Here is a 13,004-nt window from a genome sequence, read left to right on the forward strand (position 1 = left end):
TGATTGATTGCTCAATCATTGCGCCCGATTTAGTTGAGACGAATTATTCTTCGCTCTCAAGCTCCATATCAATACCTAATGAGCGAATCTCTTTAACAAGTACGTTAAACGATTCAGGCATTCCAGGTTCCATACGATGATCACCATCCACAATGTTTTTATACATTTTGGTACGACCGGCAACGTCATCGGATTTCACTGTTAACATTTCTTGTAATGTATATGCAGCACCGTAAGCTTCAAGCGCCCATACTTCCATCTCACCGAAACGCTGACCACCAAATTGAGCTTTACCGCCCAATGGCTGTTGTGTAACAAGTGAATATGAACCAGTAGAACGTGCATGCATTTTATCATCAACCAAATGGTTAAGTTTTAATACGTACATGTAGCCTACTGTGGTTTTACGAGCAAACGGTTCGCCTGTTAATCCGTTATACAACTGGATTTGACCTGAACGAGGAATGTCTGCAAGCTCTAATAAATCTTTAATCTCAGATTCTTTAGCACCATCAAATACAGGGGTCGCAATCGGCACACCGTTACGCAAGTTACCTGCTAATTCAAGAATCTCAGGATCTGAGAAACTATCTAGATCTTCTTTATGAGTTGAAGTACCCACACCGTTATAGATCTTATCTAAGAACCCACGAACCTCTGCAACTTCACGCTGTTCTTTTAGCATCACATCTATTTTTTCGCCCAGGCCTTTAGCTGCCATACCCAAATGCATTTCTAAAACCTGACCAACGTTCATACGCGATGGAACACCTAGAGGATTCAATACGATATCCACTGGCACACCATTTTCATCGTATGGCATATCTTCAACAGGTTTAATTACAGAAATAACACCTTTGTTACCGTGACGACCGGCCATTTTATCACCTGGCTGAATCGTACGCTTGATTGCTAGATAAACTTTTACAATTTTTAAAACACCAGGAGCTAAATCATCACCCGTGCTTAATTTTGCTTTTTTATCTTCAAAACGCGCTTCTTGATCTTTACGACGCTCATCTAATTGAGCCTCTGCTTTTTCAAGATTAACTGCAACTTCATCATCTTTTAAACGAAGCTTGAACCATTCTGAATGATCCAATTCATCAAGGTATTCAGACGTTAACACATCACCTTTTGAAAGGTTCGGTGCAACCGTTACTACTTGACCAACTAATGTTGCTTTTAAACGCTCGAATGTAGCACTTTCAACAATTGCCATTTCAGATTTCAAATCTTTACGGAAACTTGTTAATTGTTGTTGTTCAATATCAATGGCACGCTGATCTTTTTCTACGCCATCACGAGTAAATACTTGAACATCAATAATTGTACCTTTCACGCCACCTTTAACACGTAAAGAAGTATCTTTAACATCCGATGCTTTTTCACCAAAGATCGCACGAAGTAATTTTTCTTCAGGCGTTAACTGTGTTTCAGATTTAGGCGTTACTTTACCAACTAAGATATCACCAGGGCCAACCTCAGCACCGATATAAACAACACCTGACTCATCCAACTTGCTTAATGCAGCTTCGCCAACGTTTGGAATATCAGCAGTTACATCTTCAGAGCCTAACTTAGTATCACGAGCAATACAGGTTAATTCTTGAATGTGAATCGTAGTAAAACGCTCTTCTTGTACAACACGCTCAGAAACTAAAATAGAATCTTCGTAGTTGTAACCATTCCAAGGCATAAACGCGATACGCATGTTTTGGCCAAGTGCAAGTTCACCCATATCAACAGAAGGACCATCAGCCATGATATCACCACGCTGAACAGTATCACCTTCTTTAACAAGAGGACGCTGGTTGATACATGTATTTTGGTTAGAACGCGTGTATTTAGTTAAGTTATAAATATCCACACCTGCATCACCTGAATCGGTTTCTGCATCGTGAACTTTAATAACAATACGAGACGCATCAACAATCTCAACCACACCACCACGATCAGCAATCACACATACACCGGAGTCGCGCGCTACAGCACGCTCAATGCCTGTTCCAACTAATGGCTTTTGCGCTCTAATAGTTGGCACCGCTTGACGTTGCATGTTTGAACCCATCAACGCTCGGTTAGCATCATCGTGCTCTAAGAACGGAATCAGCGATGCAGCAACCGATACAACTTGACGCGGCGATACATCCATAAAGTTCACTTGATCGGCTTGTGCCATCGTGAATTCATTGCCCGCACGAACTTGAACTAGTTTTTCTTTAAAACGATTATCGCTAGTCATTGGCGCATTGGCCTGGGCGATAACATGTTGTGCTTCATCAATTGCAGACATGTACTGGATTTTATCGGTTACCAATCCATTTTCTACTGCACGGTAAGGTGTTTCTAAGAAACCATAACTATTAGTACGAGCGTATGTTGCCAAAGAGTTGATCAAACCAATGTTTGGACCCTCTGGTGTTTCAATCGGACAAACACGACCATAATGCGTTGGATGTACGTCACGCACTTCGAAACCAGCACGTTCACGCGTTAAACCACCAGGGCCTAATGCAGAAACACGACGCTTATGCGTAATTTCTGACAATGGATTGTTTTGATCCATAAACTGAGATAACTGTGATGAACCAAAGAACTCTTTGATTGCAGCAGCTACAGGCTTAGCGTTGATCATATCTTGTGGCATTAAACCTTCACTTTCAGCCATAGATAAACGTTCACGAACAGCACGTTCAACACGAACTAAACCAACACGGAATTGGTTTTCAGCCATTTCACCAACAGAACGTATGCGACGGTTACCAAGATGATCGATATCATCTACGATACCTTTACCGTTACGGATGTTAATCAATGTAGATAGCACATCAACGATATCTTGCTTATCTAAGATTCCTGCACCCTCATCTTCTGTACGTAAAAGACGACGGTTAAACTTCATACGACCAACCGCTGATAAGTCATAACGCTCTTCAGTGAAGAATAAGTTTTGGAATAAACCTTCAGCAGATTCTTTTGTTGGCGGCTCACCAGGGCGCATCATACGGTAGATTTCTACCAATGCCTCTAGCTGAGTATTAGTTGGATCAATACGTAATGTATCTGAAATGAACGGTCCACAGTCCAAATCATTTGTATAAATCACTTCAATTTTTTGCTGCTTAATTGCTTTAATTTGCTCAAGTACTTCTTCGGTTATTGCAGAGTTACATGGAACAACTATTTCACCCGTTGCTGGATCAACGATGTCTTCAGCAATCGATTTACCTAACAAGAAATCTTCTGGAACAATGACAGATTCCAATTTTGCTTTTTGCATTTTCTTTAAATGACGAGCAGTAATACGACGACTTTCTTCAACGATAATTTCGCCTTTGCCGTCTGTAATTGGGAAGTTTACAACCTCACCTTTTAACTGATCTTCTTTAATAACTAATTTGAAGTTTTCGCCATCTACTGTAAGAACCATACGATCGTAATACATGTCGATGATTTCTTGAGTGTTATAGCCAATCGCGCGCAATAATATGGTTGCAGCTAATTTACGACGTCTATCGATACGTACAAACACACAGTCTTTAGGATCAAATTCAAAATCTAACCACGAACCACGGTATGGGATCACACGTGCAGAGAACAATAATTTCCCTGAAGAATGCGTTTTACCTTTGTCATGATCAAAGAACACACCTGGAGAACGATGTAACTGAGATACGATTACACGCTCAGTACCGTTAATAACAAAAGTACCGTTATTAGTCATCAAAGGCATTTCGCCCATGTAGACCTCTTGCTCTTTAATATCTTTAATCGCCTTATTTGAAGATTCACGATCATATATGATCAAGCGAACCTTAACACGCAAGGGCGCAGCGTATGTAATACCACGAGATTGACACTCTTTTACATCAAAAACAGGGTTACCCAACTGATAACTTACATATTCTAAAGCAGCATTACCTGAATAACTGACAATTGGAAAAATTGATTTAAATGCTGCATGTAAACCTATATCACTTCGATCGGCAACCGTTACATTTTCTTGTAAGAATTGACGATAGGAATCCAGCTGGATAGCCAACAGATATGGCACGTCCATCACCGGTGGGAGTTTACCGAAATCCTTGCGGATACGTTTTTTTTCAGTATACGAGTATGCCATTAGCAATCCCCAGTTCGTTTGTTTAACCACCCTTAACGGGCTGAATTTTTGACACGACGCATTTGAGAAAATGTGACGATTTTATAAACGGAAAAAGGCCAGCAACAATTTCTTGTTACCAGCCATTTTCTTCACGCTTTCGCGCGAGAAGTTAAACTTAAGTTATTACTTAAGCTCAACAGAAGCGCCTGCAGCTTCAAGCTCTGCTTTCATAGCTTCAGCATCTTCTTTAGAAACGCCTTCTTTAACAGTCGCCGGAGCGCCGTCTACGATTGCTTTAGCTTCTTTAAGACCTAGGCCAGTTGCACCACGAACTGCTTTAATAACGTTAACTTTCTTATCGCCAACAGCAGATAATACAACGTCAAATTCAGTTTGTTCAGCAGCAGCTGCACCAGCATCACCACCAGCAGCAACGGCAACGCCAACTGCAGCAGTTACGCCAAATTTTTCTTCCATTGCTTCGATTAATTCTACAACGTCTTTTACAGACATTTCAGCAACTGCATTGATAATATCGTCTTTAGATAGAGACATGATTATATTCCCAAATTTTGGAGCGATTTTCGCTCACATATAAATAATTTAAACCACTTATCGATAATTCGATTAAGCAGCTGATTCTTCTTTCTGATCGCGAATTGCAGCAATGGTACGAACCAATTTGCCTGCAGATGCCTCTTTCATAACTGACATTAATCTTGCAATTGCTTCGTCGTAAGTCGGCAAACTTGCTAATAATTTAACATCTGTAATGACACCTTCAAATGCAGCAGCTTTAATTTCGAATTTATCATTTGTTTTTGCAAAGTCAGATAAAATACGAGCGCCTGCACCAGGGTGTTCTTGAGAAAGAGCAATAATTGAAGGACCTACTAAATGCTCATTCAAGCAATCGTAATCAGTACCTTCTAATGCGCGACGAGCCAGTGTATTACGAACAACTTTCAACCAAACACCGCTTTCGCGAGCCAGTTTACGTAATTCAGTCATATCACCAACAGTAACGCCACGAGAGTCTGCAACAACAGCAGAAAGTGCAGTACCTGCAGCTTCTTGCACTTGTGCAACAATCGCTTTCTTATCCTCGAGTCTAATAGCCACGGGATTCTCCTGGATTTGATTAGTAAAAAACTAATCGTGTGTATCAATTGCCAAAATAAATTAGCAACTCTTTTTTGGTATCAAATCCAAGCTCAAAAATTTCGAGCCGGGTAACACCGTTTGCGCAGGCATAATTAAGGACGAATCCACCTGCGGTCTTCAACGGCCACGCACAAATTACTTTGAACATGACCCGTTAAACTTACTTTTGGCTTAAAGACGACAAATCAATAGTTAAGCCAGGACCCATAGTCGAGCTAAGTGTAATTTTTTTCAAATATACACCTTTCGCTTGAGATGGTTTTAATTTTCTTAATTCAGTGATGATGGCTTCAACGTTTGCACGCAATGCTGGAGCATCAAAACTTACTTTACCGATTGAAGCATGGATAATACCATTCTTATCAGTACGGAAACGAGCTTGACCTGATTTAGCATTCTTTACAGCAGTTGCTACATCTGGAGTCACAGTTCCAACTTTAGGGTTAGGCATTAAACCACGAGGACCTAAGATCTGACCTAATTGTCCAACGATACGCATTGCATCAGGAGACGCGATCACAACACCAAAGTCTAAATCGCCGCCTTTGATTTGTTCCATTAAGTCTTCCATACCAACAGCGTCAGCACCTGCAGCTTTAGCAGCTTCAGCGTTAGCACCTTGAGTGAAAACAGCAACACGAACATCTTTACCAGTACCACTTGGTAATACTGCAGAACCACGAACGTTTTGATCAGATTTACGCGCATCAACACCTAAGTTCACAGATAAATCAACTGATTCAGCGAATTTAACTTTTGATACTTCTTGCAATAATGCAACAGCTGAGTCGAAATCGTATGCTTTAGTAGATTCTACTTTTTCAGCAATTAATTTTGCGCGTTTAGTTAATTTAGCCATTATTCTACACCCTCAACGTTTAAGCCCATGCTACGTGCTGTACCAGCAATAGTACGAATTGCCGCGTCTTCAGAAGCAGCAGTTAAATCTGGCTCTTTAGTTTTAGCGATTTCTAATAATTGATCACGAGTAACCGTACCTACTTTTTCAGTATTTGGACGGCCAGAACCACTTTTAAGACCAGCAGCTTTTTTCAATAAAATTGCAGCAGGCGGTGTTTTAGTGATGAACGTAAAACTACGATCACTATAAACTGAGATTACTACAGGAATTGGAAGACCTGGTTCAACACCTTGTGTTGCCGCGTTAAACGCTTTACAGAATTCCATGATATTCACACCTTTTTGACCCAATGCAGGACCAACTGGTGGACTTGGGTTTGCTTTACCAGCACCCACTTGTAGCTTAATGTAAGCTTCGACTTTCTTAGCCATTTTTTATTACCTCATTTTGGGTGCAAACGCCTTTAAATAAGGCTCCCCGCTTTAGACACGAAAACCCCGAAAGACATACGCCCTTCAGGGTTTTCATTATTTTATTGATTACGCTTTTTCAACTTGACTGAACGTCAACTCTACTGGTGTTGCGCGACCAAAGATGGAAACCGAAACTTGAAGTTTCGACTTCTCGTAATTTACTTTTTCTACAGTACCGTTAAAGTCAGCAAATGGACCGTCATTAACTCGAACCACTTCACCTGGTTCGTAAACTGTCTTCTGAGCAACTTTATTTTCACCATCTTCAACACGCTGAAGGATGATATTTGCTTCTTTTTGAGTAATCGGCGCTGGCTTATCTTTTGTACCACCGATAAATCCAAGCACTCTAGGTGTACTTTTAACTAAATGCCATGACTCATCCATCATGTCCATTTCAACTAATACATAACCTGGGTAAAATTTACGTTCACTTTTACGCTTTTTACCATCACGAATTTCTACAACACTTTCAGTTGGCACCAAAACATCACCGAATAAGTCTTGCAGACCTTTTAATTCGATTTGCTCTTTTAAAGCACCCTGAACGCGTTTTTCATAACCGGAATAAGCATGAACAACATACCAACGCTTTGACATTTTGATCCCTTAACTTCCGATATTAAAAACAACTGACATTAATGAAGCTAATCCAAGATCCATCATACCAATAATAAACGCTGCAACTGCAGCCATTACAATAACCATAATGGTTGTTTGTATTGTTTCCTGACGCGTTGGCCAGACAACTTTTTTAATTTCTACAACTGACTCTTTTCTTAACTGATTAACGCGCTTACCAGTTTGCGTCAACAACGCCAAACCTAAAGCAATCAGAACAGCTACAACCACACCACCTAGACGCATATACCATGTAACACTTTCTATATTTGTATAATGGTAATTACCCCAAATAGCAGCAGTTAACACTACAACCACTAAAAGCCATACTACGTTATCTACTGGGTTTTTTTTATTTGATTCTGAACTCATATTTATATACTCACATACCATCTATGGTTTGGGATGGCAGGCCAGGGGGGACTCGAACCCGCAACTTTCGGTTTTGGAGACCGACGCTCTACCAATTGAACTACTGGCCTATACACTCGACGAACGCTCGTCAAAAAGAGAGCGCGGATAATACGCAACAGAAAAAATAAAATCAAGTAAAATTAAAGATTAATCTTCATCTTCTTGGTTATCTTCAATCCCTAACTCTTTGATTTTGCGAGTTAAAGTATTCCTTCCCCATCCCAGCCATATGGAAGCATCTTTCTTACGGCCCGCAGTATGCTTGAGCGCAGCCTCAATCATAATCTTTTCAAAAGCAGGTAACGCCTCATCCAAAAGCGACTGATGCCCTCCCGCCAACTCTTTTTCCGCCCAGAATTTTAAACTCTGCTGCCAATCATCATTTTGCGGCGCTCGCTCAGTTTGAGTTTTAGTTAATTCAGGAGGCAAATCAGATACATGCACCTCTCGACCTGAAGCCATCACAGTTAACCAACGGCAAATATTTTGTAATTGCCTTACGTTACCAGGCCAATCCAGCCCTGAAAGAAACACCTCTGATTCTGGCGCAAGTATTTTACTTTCAACCTTTAACTCAACAGCCGCCTCTTTCAGAAAGTGATGCAGCAGTTTTGGAATATCTTCACGCCTATTAGACAATTTTGGTAAATGAATTCGAATCACATTTAATCGATGAAACAAATCTTCCCTAAAGCGACCATCAGTTACCATTTTTTCTAAATTCTGATGAGTAGCAGCTATTATTCTAACATCTACTTTTACCGACGAATGCCCGCCCACCCTATAAAATTCACCATCAGCCAAAACCCTCAATAACCGAGTTTGTGTTTCGTGAGGCATATCTCCAATTTCATCTAAAAATAATGTACCGCCATTTGCTTGCTCAAATCGACCACGACGCATATTTTGCGCACCAGTAAACGATCCTTTCTCATGCCCAAACAGTTCAGATTCCATCAAATCTTTAGGGATCGCGGCCATATTTAAAGCAATGAACGCTTCTTCACGTCGTGGACTATGCCTGTGCAAGGCTTGGGCAACCAATTCTTTACCTGTGCCAGATTCTCCATTAATAAGCACTGTAATATTTGATTGCGACAATCGCCCAATTGCCCGAAACACTTCCTGCATCGCAGGCGCTTCGCCAATAATTTCAGTCTCGTTAGCACCATCATCTACTTCAATACGCGCATTTTGCTCTCTAGCATGAGCAATTGCCCGGCTTGCCAGCTCAACGGCCTCGTCCACATCAAAAGGCTTAGGCAAATATTCAAACGCCCCGCCTTGATAAGATTGAACAGCCGACTCTAAATCAGAATGAGCCGTCATGATAATTACAGGTAGGTCAGGATATTGCTCATGAACTTTGTTCATCATCTCAATACCATCCAATCCCTCCATACGCACATCAGAAATGATCGCCTCTGGCACTTCGGTTTTCAATTTAGTCAACAATGCCTGCGCTGATGAAAAGCTCGTACAAGTAATATCCGCTTTGCTTAACGCTTTTTCTAACACCCATCGGATAGATCGATCATCATCAACGACCCAAAGTGAGGTTGTATTCATAATATTACCTTTAATCAATTATTTATTTTTGTTCAATTGGAAAGTACAGGGAGAAACTGGTTCTACCCGCCATTGAATCATGTTCAATTAACCCATCATGTCGATGCATGATTTGCTGCGCAATTGACAACCCAAGCCCCGTGCCTTTTGCTCGCCCTGAAATCATTGGATAGAAAATATCCGATTTCAATTGCTCAGGAATCCCAGGGCCGTTATCTATAATTTCCAATCGACATGCCAATCGAACATTCTTTTTGCCCATTAAAATCTGTCTTACAATTCTTGTTTTAAAAGTGATTTGCGCATTTGGTGTCCCGCTTTCTTTTAATGCTTGTACCGCATTTTGCACAACATTCAAAACCGCCTGAATCAATTGCTCTTTATCCGCTATGATTTTTGGAATACTCGGATCAAAATCACACAGCAACACAACGGATTTACCACATTCCACTTGAGCTAATTGATAGACCCTATCCACAACTTGATGGATATTGACCCGCTCAAATAACCCCGCTTCACGCGAGCCAAGCATTCTATCTACAAGATTTCTTAAACGATCCGCTTCTTCAATTATGATATTGGTATATTCAGTTAATTCAGAATTTTCGAATTCCGAGGCCAACAATTGTGCCGCTCCTCTAATCCCACCCAATGGGTTTTTTATTTCATGCGCAACGCCGCGCACCAATACCTGAGTTGTTTCTTGTTTTTGACGCATCTGCTCTTCACGATCAAAACGCACCATACGCTCAATATTTTGAATCTCGAGCAACACACAAACCACGCCATTTTCAACAATTGGCGAAGCCACCACATCCACCCTCACAGGCTTATGCCCCTTAATGCACCATTTTGCATCATGCTCAATAACAGGCGCTTCAGACAACCCTGCCGCCTCAACCAACCTCTGGATTTTATCCACTTGAGAGAAAAAATCCTGAAATTCTCCACCTATTAATTGGTGCGAGGAACGATGAAATAGTGCCTCAGCACTAGCATTGACGTAGGTAACCTTAAATGAGCTATCTAGCAAAACAACCGACGTGGTTAAATTATCAAAAATTGAATCAATATACGCTAACGTCAAAAAAGAACCTCTTTAAATGAATATTCAAATTACAAAAAAATGCGCGACCTAGAGCGCCATCGCAAAAATCAAGCCAAGATCAAAAAATAAATTAACCCCCTGCAGCCCGCACCCCTTCATTGTCGCCCATTTTAATTGCACCATAATAAAGCAAGCAAGTTTTATTATGTTTAAATTTATTTAAATTTTCAGCACCAAAAGTAAACACAGCGAAATTTTGAGTGCTAATTTCGCTTAAAAAGCTTAAAAAGCACCTATTTATGAGTTATATACGCAAACGTCTAAAAGACACAACCAATTATTAAATCAATGAATATCCACTTTTTATTATTTTATCCCTGACATCAATGCCTGTATTAGCCATTAACTTGGCTCGATTATTATCCTTATCACCTCCATTTAAAACTTTCGATGGATTGGAAAATCACTATAATGCTGAGCAATACGTGCCTACACACATTTACAAAAGATTTGGAACCAATAATGGACAGCATCATTTTTTTCAAAAATCAAAATGAATTTCACAATTGGTTAGAAATGCATTGTGAAACTAAAGAAATCTGGGTGGGTTATTACAAAAAAAACTCAGGACAATCAAGTATAACTTGGCCAGAGTCTGTTGATGTCGCACTTTGTTTTGGTTGGATAGATGGCATTCGAAAAACCATTGATGATAAAAGCTATAAGATCCGTTTTACACCACGCAAAATCAAAAGCGTTTGGAGCGCTGTAAACGTAAACAAAGTCAAACAACTCATCCCCCTTGGAAAAATGAAACCTGAGGGAATGCTTGTCTATAATAAACGCAGTGACAAACAAGGTTACACATCTCAAGATAGAAATGTACAACTTTCTACTGAATACGAATCAAAAATAAAGTCAAACCTATCAGCTTGGGAATTTTTTACACAATTAGCTCCATCCTATAAAAGAGATTCCATTTGGTGGGTAATGAGCGCAAAAAGAAAGGACACGCAATTAAGAAGACTCGGTATTTTAATTGAATCCTCTGAAGCAGGATTAAAAATCCCGAGTATGCGCAAAAAATAAGTTCAAACATAACTTCTCTAACACTTCGCCATCACGGATCAACTCCCGATTACATACTAAATGTTATATTTTCGTGAGGATTCCTAGCATTTTATTATTTATGATCTTCAGGTCATTCTAATAAACGAGATCATCATGTTTAATTCTAGTCATATATTTAGTTCGGTAATTTTAAGTCTATTCATTTTACAATCATGCCAAGTTATTGAGACCTCAGACGATCAGTTCTCGGGCAAGCATACAGGCTCATTTTCTAAAATACAGATTGAAGGTCTTAAATACCAATCAGGTGATATTACAGGCATCACAAATGATATGGGTGAGTTTGAATACGAACAAGGCAAAAAAATCAGTTTTTACATTGCAGATCAACAATTAATTTCATTAGATAATTCAAACCAAATCAACTACTACCCCACTTATAGCACAGTCGAAAATGATGACGAGACACTTATTAATTTTTGGCGATTAATGCTGTCATTAGATTTAGATGGAGATGCATCAAACGGCATTTATTTAGACCCTGCCATTCATAATTTACAATTAAGCGATCTAGATTTAAGCACACAAACAAGCAACACAACTTTTGAAACCAATGCAAATGAATGGGTCGCTGCAAATAAAGGCTATCACACACAATTAATACCAAGTGAAAATGCAATCACGCAAATCACCAATATAATAAACACTGACTTTACTTGCGGATCAACTCATGAAAAAGTTGGGCAAACCATGACATTCAAAACCAAAAGTCATGATGTATCTGGAACAGCTGAAATTTTAAATGATTGTACGATTCGAATTACAAACTTTACATTCGACGGTAAAGGTCCTGCTGTATATTTTTATACAGGCAATAATGGTAATTTTAATTCAGGCAGCCGTTTAAGTGAAAAATTAACACGCGCATACAATAATGAAGTCGTGGATATCCCTGTTTCTAACTTAGATGATTTTGATAGCTTAAGTGTATGGTGTGTGCAATTTAGAGTGAGTTTTGGTGATGGCGTATTTAATTAAATGAATCAATTGAGTTGTGAAAGAACTAAACAATTATCCTATGAATTCATAAAACCTCCCAACATTTCGAAGGTAAATTTCAGGAAATAATCAGCATCATAAAAAACATGCAAACCACCATGACTCATTTTAAATTAACCAAAGTGTTAGGGTCGAAATTTTCAAAATCGCTGTTTGAATAAATTCAATTTTAAAAGTAGGCGTCATATTAGGTTACTCACCTAAATACCCGCTGTCGTCGCCTATTAATTTTTCATCAACGTATAATAAATTATGCGCATTCATACCAAACGCTTTTTTGCAGGAATGCATTTCAGGATAAGATGATTCGATCATAGGCAGAAAAAAGTCCCTGGGAACGAATCATTCCATATGAATAAGGAATTTTTTCTTTTCGAGTTTGTCTTCATTTCAGATGGGATCCTGCGCCAGTGAAGCTGGATTGATTTATGTAAAATATAGACTTCAAATAAAATTAATAGAAATTCATAGAAATTCATATTTTGGAATTATTTAAAAAGAGTTTCCTTAAATGTACCTTTTTTTTCAGTGATTTGTTAATTCGATTAAAATCAGCCCTAACTAATTACCCCTATTTGGATAACTCCAAACATTGCTACAGACCTTCTATAGTGC

The 13,004-nt window shown here is 39.3% G+C and carries 12 protein-coding genes and 1 tRNA gene; 2 read left to right on the plus strand and 11 right to left on the minus strand.

The genetic code is table 11. The features are described 5' to 3' along the window. Positions 1–43 precede the first annotated feature (43 nt). From rpoB to glnL, 10 genes are all read right to left on the minus strand, one after another. Positions 44–4,126 carry a DNA-directed RNA polymerase subunit beta gene (gene rpoB, locus TYM08_RS17845; protein WP_422380505.1) on the minus strand — a complete coding sequence of 1,361 codons (4,083 nt, stop codon included), beginning with the start codon at positions 4,124–4,126 and terminating at the stop codon, positions 44–46. A 165-nt stretch (positions 4,127–4,291) separates the two neighbouring features. Then, complete coding sequence (gene rplL / locus TYM08_RS17850) at positions 4,292–4,663, minus strand: 50S ribosomal protein L7/L12 (protein WP_422380506.1); 372 nt, start codon at positions 4,661–4,663, stop codon at positions 4,292–4,294. A 72-nt stretch (positions 4,664–4,735) separates the two neighbouring features. After that, positions 4,736–5,230 carry a 50S ribosomal protein L10 gene (rplJ, locus tag TYM08_RS17855; protein WP_422380507.1) on the minus strand — a complete coding sequence of 165 codons (495 nt, stop codon included), beginning with the start codon at positions 5,228–5,230 and terminating at the stop codon, positions 4,736–4,738. Positions 5,231–5,432: 202 nt separating this feature from the next. Further along, positions 5,433–6,131, minus strand: coding sequence for a 50S ribosomal protein L1 (gene rplA / locus TYM08_RS17860; protein ID WP_422380508.1), 699 nt, complete (start codon positions 6,129–6,131; stop codon positions 5,433–5,435). Further along, entirely contained in the window at positions 6,131–6,565 is a 435-nt protein-coding gene (gene rplK / locus TYM08_RS17865) for a 50S ribosomal protein L11 (protein WP_422380509.1), read from the minus strand. Before rplK ends, rplA begins: the two co-directional genes overlap by 1 nt. A 108-nt stretch (positions 6,566–6,673) precedes the next feature. Then, positions 6,674–7,207 (minus strand): transcription termination/antitermination protein NusG, encoded by a 534-nt coding sequence (gene nusG, locus TYM08_RS17870; protein WP_422380510.1) that lies wholly within the window; start codon positions 7,205–7,207, stop codon positions 6,674–6,676. Positions 7,208–7,216: 9 nt separating this feature from the next. After that, a complete protein-coding gene (secE, locus tag TYM08_RS17875; RefSeq protein ID WP_422380511.1) occupies positions 7,217–7,600 on the minus strand; it encodes a preprotein translocase subunit SecE in 384 nt (127 codons plus the stop codon). Between the two features lie 34 nt (positions 7,601–7,634). Continuing rightward, positions 7,635–7,710, minus strand: a tRNA-Trp gene (locus TYM08_RS17880). A 79-nt stretch (positions 7,711–7,789) separates the two neighbouring features. Beyond that, the gene (gene glnG, locus TYM08_RS17885; RefSeq protein ID WP_425325072.1) at positions 7,790–9,211 is read right to left on the minus strand and encodes a nitrogen regulation protein NR(I); all 1,422 of its coding nucleotides are present in this window, start codon (positions 9,209–9,211) and stop codon (positions 7,790–7,792) included. Positions 9,212–9,233: 22 nt separating this feature from the next. Next, entirely contained in the window at positions 9,234–10,298 is a 1,065-nt protein-coding gene (gene glnL, locus TYM08_RS17890) for a nitrogen regulation protein NR(II) (protein ID WP_422380512.1), read from the minus strand. A 483-nt stretch (positions 10,299–10,781) separates the two neighbouring features. On the opposite strand from glnL, the gene TYM08_RS17895 reads away from it, so the two are divergent. After that, positions 10,782–11,348 carry a YdeI/OmpD-associated family protein gene (locus TYM08_RS17895; RefSeq protein WP_422380513.1) on the plus strand — a complete coding sequence of 189 codons (567 nt, stop codon included), beginning with the start codon at positions 10,782–10,784 and terminating at the stop codon, positions 11,346–11,348. 135 nt (positions 11,349–11,483) lie between these two features. Beyond that, entirely contained in the window at positions 11,484–12,368 is an 885-nt protein-coding gene (locus TYM08_RS17900; RefSeq protein ID WP_422380514.1) for a DM13 domain-containing protein, read from the plus strand. A gap of 213 nt (positions 12,369–12,581) precedes the next feature. Here the strand turns inward: TYM08_RS17900 and TYM08_RS17905 are convergent, their stop codons facing one another. Continuing rightward, positions 12,582–12,704, minus strand: coding sequence for a hypothetical protein (locus tag TYM08_RS17905; protein ID WP_422380515.1), 123 nt, complete (start codon positions 12,702–12,704; stop codon positions 12,582–12,584). Between the last annotated feature and the right edge of the window lie 300 nt (positions 12,705–13,004).

It is taken from the genome of Marinicellulosiphila megalodicopiae, from assembly GCF_045862395.1.
Classification (GTDB): domain Bacteria; phylum Pseudomonadota; class Gammaproteobacteria; order Pseudomonadales; family Natronospirillaceae; genus Marinicellulosiphila; species Marinicellulosiphila megalodicopiae.

Bases quoted from the DNA above. Each gene is read 5' to 3' on its own strand.
- rpoB (WP_422380505.1), bottom strand. From the start codon at position 4,126: ATGGCATACTCGTATACTGAAAAAAAACGTATCCGCAAGGATTTCGGT.
- rplL (WP_422380506.1), bottom strand. From the start codon at position 4,663: ATGTCTCTATCTAAAGACGATATTATCAATGCAGTTGCTGAAATGTCT.
- rplA (WP_422380508.1), bottom strand. From the start codon at position 6,131: ATGGCTAAATTAACTAAACGCGCAAAATTAATTGCTGAAAAAGTAGAA.
- rplK (WP_422380509.1), bottom strand. From the start codon at position 6,565: ATGGCTAAGAAAGTCGAAGCTTACATTAAGCTACAAGTGGGTGCTGGT.
- nusG (WP_422380510.1), bottom strand. From the start codon at position 7,207: ATGTCAAAGCGTTGGTATGTTGTTCATGCTTATTCCGGTTATGAAAAA.
- secE (WP_422380511.1), bottom strand. From the start codon at position 7,600: ATGAGTTCAGAATCAAATAAAAAAAACCCAGTAGATAACGTAGTATGG.
- glnG (WP_425325072.1), bottom strand. From the start codon at position 9,211: ATGAATACAACCTCACTTTGGGTCGTTGATGATGATCGATCTATCCGA.
- TYM08_RS17895 (WP_422380513.1), top strand. From the start codon at position 10,782: ATGGACAGCATCATTTTTTTCAAAAATCAAAATGAATTTCACAATTGG.
- TYM08_RS17900 (WP_422380514.1), top strand. From the start codon at position 11,484: ATGTTTAATTCTAGTCATATATTTAGTTCGGTAATTTTAAGTCTATTC.
- TYM08_RS17905 (WP_422380515.1), bottom strand. From the start codon at position 12,704: ATGATCGAATCATCTTATCCTGAAATGCATTCCTGCAAAAAAGCGTTT.